This is a genomic window from Dapis brunnea BLCC-M229, assembly GCF_050015995.1.
GTDB lineage: Bacteria > Cyanobacteriota > Cyanobacteriia > Cyanobacteriales > Microcoleaceae > Trichodesmium.
Map to the genome: position 1 here is coordinate 31,106 of NZ_JBNHEP010000141.1, position 6,970 is coordinate 38,075.

Below are 6,970 nucleotides of genomic sequence, written 5' to 3' on the forward strand. Positions count from 1 at the left end.
TCATTATTTGACTATGATACCAAAGATTGCCACGGGGGGTAATGATTGGAGAGACTAAAATAATTGATTTCTCTGCCCCCCTGGCAATGACAGTGTTAGTGGTTTAGTTCGTGGTTAAGTTGTCATTGCGAGGCGTCGTCGAACAAGTTAACCTCTTGGAGAAAGCAGCTTTCTGAGCCGAAGCAATCTAGCAATTTGACTATGATACCAAAGATTGCCATGGGGGGTAATGATTGGAGAGACCAAAATAATTGATTTCTCTGCCTCCCTCGCAATGACAATCAATAGTGGTTTAGTTCGTGGTTAAGTTGTCATTGCGAGGCGTCATCGAACAAGTTAACCTCTTGGAGAAAGCAGCTTTCTGAGCCGAAGCAATCTCGCAATTTGACTATGATACCAAAGATTGCCACGGGGGGTAATGATTGGAGAGACTAAAATAATTGATTTCTCTGCCCTCCTGGCAATGACAGTGCTAAGGGTGTAGGGTGCGTTGGAGTCTTTTTCGGATAAGCGCGTTCTCAAAAAGCAGTCTGATTATGAGTGTTTTACCAAGGATGATATAAAATGAGAAAGAAGCTTAGGAAAAGTTCAATTTATTTAGTATTTCTCAACTACTTTAATAGCTTGAGGGCCAAAAATCTACTAATCTAGTTGCTAGAAAGCTTGAGTTCAACCCTGTCAAAATTTATATAAATTAACAAAGTAGAAACAAATTATAAACATGATCCCCAACTTACCCAATTATCAAATCGCAGAGCAACTGTACGCAGGTACCCGCACTCTAGTCTATCGAGGTATCCGTAGGAGCGACGAGCAACCTATCGTTATCAAACTACTACGAAACAAATACCCAAACTTTAACGAAATAGTTCAATTTCGCAACCAATATACTATTGCTCAAAATCTCGACTTTCCTAATATTATTAAACCCTTAAGTCTAGAAGTCTATGGCAATGGCTATGCCTTAATTATGGAAGACTTTGGGGGTATTTCCCTATCTAATTATCTTCAAATAGCCACAGATAAAAATCATCAATATAAATATTTACCTTTAACAGAATTTCTCGAAATAGCTATCCCATTAACAGAAGCTCTACACTATCTCTACCAAAACAGAGTCATTCACAAAGACATAAAACCTGCCAACATTTTAATTAATCCCCACACTAAACAAATTAAATTAATTGACTTTAGTATTGCCTCTCTCCTACCACGAGAAACCCAAGAAATTCAGAATCCTAATATTTTAGAAGGTACATTAGCCTATATTTCTCCCGAACAAACAGGTCGAATGAATCGAGGCATAGATTATCGCAGCGATTTTTATTCCTTGGGTGTTACTTTTTATGAATTATTGACAGGAAAATTACCTTTTGTCTCAGAAGATGCAATGGAGTTATTGCATTTTCATTTAGCAAAACAACCTATAGAAATCCATGAAATAAATTCACAAATTTCCCCGATTTTATCAAAATTTGTGAGTAAATTAATGGCAAAAAATGCCGAAAATCGTTATCAAATTGCTTTAGGAATTAAACATGACTTAGAAAAATGTTTAACTCAACTTCAGCAAACTGGAAAAATCTCTTATTTTGAACTAGGAAAGCGAGATATTAGTGACAGATTTATAATTCCTGAAAAACTCTATGGTCGGGAAAAAGAAGTCGATCGACTATTAGATGCTTTTGAACGAGTTAGTAATTCCCCCCAGACCCCCCTTAGTAAGGAGAAAATCTCCCCTCAATCCCCCCTTACCAAGGGGGGAGGAGCAGAATTGATGTTAGTCGCAGGTTTTTCCGGGATTGGAAAAACGGCAGTTATCAATGAAGTTCATAAACCTATTGTTCGACAACAAGGCTACTTTATTCAAGGCAAATATGACCAATTTAATCGCAATATTCCTTTTTCTGCTTTTGTGCAAGCCTTCCGAGATTTAATGGGGCAATTATTATCAGAATCAGAAGCCAAAATAGAAATTTGGAAAATCAATATTCTGGCAGCAGTGGGTGACAACGGACAAGTCTTAATAGATGTTATTCCCGAGTTAGAAAATATCATCGGCAAACAGCCACCACCCATAGAATTATCAGGAACAGCCGCCCAAAATCGCTTTAATTTATTATTTCAAAAATTTGTCAAAGTCTTCACCCGAAAAGAACATCCTTTAGTAATTTTTTTGGATGATTTACAATGGGCAGATTCTGCCTCATTAAATCTGCTGAAATTATTGCTGCAAGATACAGAATATTTATTATTATTAGGTGCTTATCGAGATAATGAAGTCTCCCCAGTTCATCCCTTAATTTTAATGGTAAATGAAATTGTTAAAACAGAGGGAGTAGTAAATACAATTACTTTAGCTCCGTTAATCGAATCCGATCTGAATCAGCTAGTGGCAGATACCTTAAATTGTGAATTATCTCTTGCCCAACCTTTGACAAAATTAGTCTATCAAAAAACAAAGGGAAATCCTTTTTTTGCAACTCAGTTTCTCAAAGCATTATATGAGGATAAGTTAATTATATTTAATTGGAATATCCAACATTGGGAATGCGATATTGCCCAAGTTAAAGCATTAGCAATTACAGATGATGTCGTAGAATTTATGGCATTACAATTGGAAAAATTACCAATAGAAACTCAGGAGATTATTAAACTAGCAGCTTGTATTGGAGCTGGGTTTGATTTACAAACTTTGGCAATTGTTTCAGAGCGATCGGAAATAAACACGGCGACTTTCTTATGGAAAGCATTGCAGGAAGGTTTGATTTTACCAGTTAGTGATGTATATAAGTTTTATCAGCTTGAGGTAAATGATAACTTCAGCTCTGAAGATGAAAATTCTCAGAAACAAAATGCTAAATACAGATTTTTACATGACCGGGTTCAACAAGCTGCTTATTCTTTAATTCCTGATGAAAAAAAACAGGTGACGCATCTCAAAATTGGTCAACTACTCCAAAAGAATTTATCAGAAAAAGAACAAGAAGAAAAGCTTTTTGATATTGTCGGGCATTTTAATTTAGGAATTGAGTTAATTATTCAACCCAAGGAGAGAGAAACTTTAGCGAAACTTAACTTAACCGCTGCACAAAAAGCCAGAAATTCAACTGCTTATATTGCTGCTAGAACTTTTGTGAAAACCGGACTTAATTTACTCCCCAAAAACTGTTGGAAAACTCAGTATGAATTAACTCTGAATCTTTATGTAACTGCCACAGAAACGGCTTATTTGAATGGTCAGTTTGAGGAAATGGAAACAATGGCAGCTCTGGTTTTGGAATCAACTAAAACCATACTAGACAAAGTAAAAATTTATGAGATTAAAATCAACGCATTGACAGCTAAAACTGAGATATTAGAAGCACTCGCTGTCGGCCAAGAAGCCCTGGAAAAATTGGAGATTACCTTCCCTTTAGAGGCAGATGAAGCGTTTATTGATAAAACATTACAAACCCTGGAGAAGCAACTTCAAGGCAAACAAATAGAGGAATTAATTAACCTACCTGTAATGAGTGAACCTCGAATAATTGCTGGGATGGAGTTGTTAGCAATGTTATTTCCGCCTATTCACCAAGCAAAACCTACTTTGTTGCCTCTACTGGGTGCGACAATGGTCAGTTTATCGCTAGAATTTGGGAATACTTCCGCATCAAGCATCGGGTATGTAACCTATGGCTTGATGTTGTCTAGTTTTTTAGAACAAGTCGAAAGGGGGTATTACTTTGGAAGAGTCGCACTAAATTTACTTCATAAATTAAATGTTCGGAAATTCAAGTGTATAACTTTACTTATATTTTGTACTTTTCTTCAGCATCATCGAGAATCACTAAGAGCAACAATAATCACTGCCAAAGAGGCTTATCTAGCAAGTATAGAAATTGGTGATTTTCTCTATGCTGGCTATAGCATAGTTCACTATTTTGTTGATAATTTATTTGCTGGAGTCGAGCTACAGGATTGGGAAACTGAAATTGAAAATTACTGTATTACCTTAGAGAATGTTAAGCAAAAATCAGCTCTAGCTTACCTGAGGATGCAACAACAAGTAGCCCATAACTTGAAGGAAATTATCGATCGACCGGATTTATTAAGCGGTGTTACTTACGATGAAAATTTGATGATTACTAAGTACAATGAGGATAATGATGTTAGTTCGCTCATTTTTATCTATGCTTATAAATTGATGTTAGCTTATCTGTTTTGTGACTATACAAATGCTTTAGATTATATTTTCAAAGCCGAAAGCTATTCAATTACAAAAGTAGGACAAATTCAGACTCCAGCTTTTCATTTTTATGCAGCATTAACCTACTTAAAGTTATACTCAGATCGGTCAGAAATTGAGAAAGATAACACTCTTGAAGCCGTAAAAAATCATCAAATTTATTTGGCGAAATGGGCGTATCATGCCCCGATGAATCATCAACATAAACTTGACTTGGTAGAAGCAGAAAAATACCGAATCTTAGGACAAAAAACTGAAGCAATTGAATTTTATGATAAAGCTATTGCAGGTGCAAAAGAAAACGAATATATTCACGAAGAAGCATTAGCGAATGAATTAGCAGCTAAATTTTATCTCCATTGGGGAAAAGAAAAAGTTGCCACCGCATATATGCAAGAAGCTTACTACTGTTATGCACGGTGGGGATCGAAGGGGAAAGTTGCCTATTTAGAAGAAAAATATCCACAACTACTAGAGGTTATTTTGCAACCAACTAACTCAGCGAGCGGATCTGAGGGAACAATCTCTAACAGCGCAACAAAAAGCTTCAATAAGACCACGAATGTCCAAAACTCAAATTTATTAGATTTTCCAGCAGTGATGAAAGCTGCCCAAGTTATTTCTGAGGAAATAGAGTTAGATAAACTTTTAGCCAGTCTGATGCAAGTTGCGATCGCCAATGGGGGTGCAGAAACTGGATTTTTAGTGATTCATCAACAAGCAGAATGGCTAGTTATAGCTAAAGCGAATCAAAACCATACAGAAAACTTGCAAATTCCTCTTGCTCAATGTCAAGAATTACCTCAAAGTTTGATTTATTCTGTCATCAGAAGTAAAAAAATCGCAGTTTTTGATAACTTGAGTGCAACATCTCAATTTGCAGGCGATCGCTACATTATTACCAAGCAACCCAGATCGGTTTTATGTACTCCTATTACCAAGCAAGGAAAATTAATTGCAATTTTGTATTTAGAAAATAATCTGACAGTGGGAGCATTTACAAGCGATCGGATTGAAACATTGCAAATTTTAACTTCTCAAGCTGCAATATCAATTGAAAATGCTCGTTTGTATCAACAAGTAGAAAACTATTCTCAAACCTTAGAAGCAGAAGTAGAGAAAAAAACTGAAGCTTTAAGTCAAAAAGCTTTTGATTTAGAGCAAGCATTAACAAATTTACAACAAACCCAAGCTCAATTAATTCAGAACGAAAAAATGTCTTCTTTGGGTCAGATGGTGGCAGGTGTTGCCCATGAAATTAACAACCCAGTCAATTTTATTTATGGCAATATTAAACCAGCAAGTGAATACGTTAATGACTTGTTAAATTTAATTACTGCTTATCAAAATACTTATCCGAAACCGACGGCTGAAATTGAAGCAATAATTGACGATATAGATTTAGATTTTTTGGTAGAAGATTTGCCAAACTTGTTAGGTTCGATGCAAACTGGCTCAAAAAGAATTCGAGATATTGTAGCCTCGTTGCGGAATTTTTCTAGGTTGGATGAATCTCAAATCAAAAAAGCAGATATCCACGAAGGTATTGAATCTACTTTGCTAATTTTACAACATCGGTTGCACAGTTTTGAAGAGGAAAGTTGTGGGATAAAATATCCAGAAATAAAGGCGATTAAAAATTACGGAAAACTACCATTAGTTACTTGTTATCCCAATCAGTTAAATCAAGTATTTTTGAATATTCTGAATAATGCTATTGATGCTTTGAATGAAGTTAGTATTCAGGGAAAAAATCCCGATCTTACTCCTACTCTTACAATTACGACAGCAATAACTGAAAGTCGATTCATTGAAATAAAAATTGCTGATAACGGCCCAGGAATTCCACCAGAAATTGTTAATAAAATCTTCGACCCATTTTTTACTACGAAACCAGTAGGTTCGGGTACTGGTTTGGGATTATATATTAGCTATCAAATTGTAGTTGAGCGTCATTCCGGAGAGCTAATTTGTGTTAGTAATTTGGGTCAAGGAACGGAGTTTATTATTAAGGTGCCAATGGATAATTGATAGCTGAATAACAAAAAAAATTGTAGGGGCGGGTTTTTTTCAGTTATCAGTTATCAGTGTGATGTGTAGGGGCGGGTTTTTTCAGTTATCAGTTATCAGTTATCAGTTATCAGTGCGATGTGTAGGGGCGGGTTTTTTCAGTTATCAGTTATCAGTTACCGGAACCGAACCTAATCTTAAGTTTGATCGCACTTAGCGGTTTAATGCTAGGCAGCAAAAGAAAGACCAAAGGCTAAAAAGAAGAAGAGAGGGGAAGTTCAAACCTTCTCTTTTTTTCTCAACGATACCTGGCACGAGGAGAAGTCAAGAAGTTTGAACTCAGAAGTTTTTCTGCTGAGAGGAATATTGAGCAAAGTTCCCAAAACAAAAGTATCCCCCGGTCAAATTCCCTTACCATTTTTGATAGAAAAAATTGTATTGATAGAAATTCCAGCAATAGCTGAGACAGCGATAAATTTTATTAAAGCGAATCGTTTTCCCGATTATTCTGTGGGTTGGTAGAGGCGTTTTTTTTTCAGTTATCAGTTATCAGTTATCAATGCGATTTGTAGGGGCGGGTTTAGCCGGAAACCTTGGTACATGATATTAATTTATCTAAACCCGCCCCGCTTTCAACCTGATATTGGGTAATGCTGATATTGATAACTACGCGTTACGGGGGGGCGAGTTTATTTGATTTGGGGTGATTTCCATTAATTTAACGCGGAACCC

Annotated in this window: 2 protein-coding genes; both read left to right on the forward strand. The window is 36.1% G+C overall.

Features of this window, described 5'->3' with window-relative positions:
* Positions 1 to 721 precede the first annotated feature (721 nt).
* A complete protein-coding gene (locus tag ACP6PM_RS16585) occupies positions 722 to 6,259 on the forward strand; it encodes a trifunctional serine/threonine-protein kinase/ATP-binding protein/sensor histidine kinase (protein ID WP_426586484.1) in 5,538 nt (1,845 codons plus the stop codon).
* A gap of 312 nt (positions 6,260 to 6,571) precedes the next feature.
* Positions 6,572 to 6,760 carry a hypothetical protein gene (locus ACP6PM_RS16590; protein WP_426586486.1) on the forward strand — a complete coding sequence of 63 codons (189 nt, stop codon included), beginning with the start codon at positions 6,572 to 6,574 and terminating at the stop codon, positions 6,758 to 6,760.
* Positions 6,761 to 6,970 lie beyond the last annotated feature (210 nt).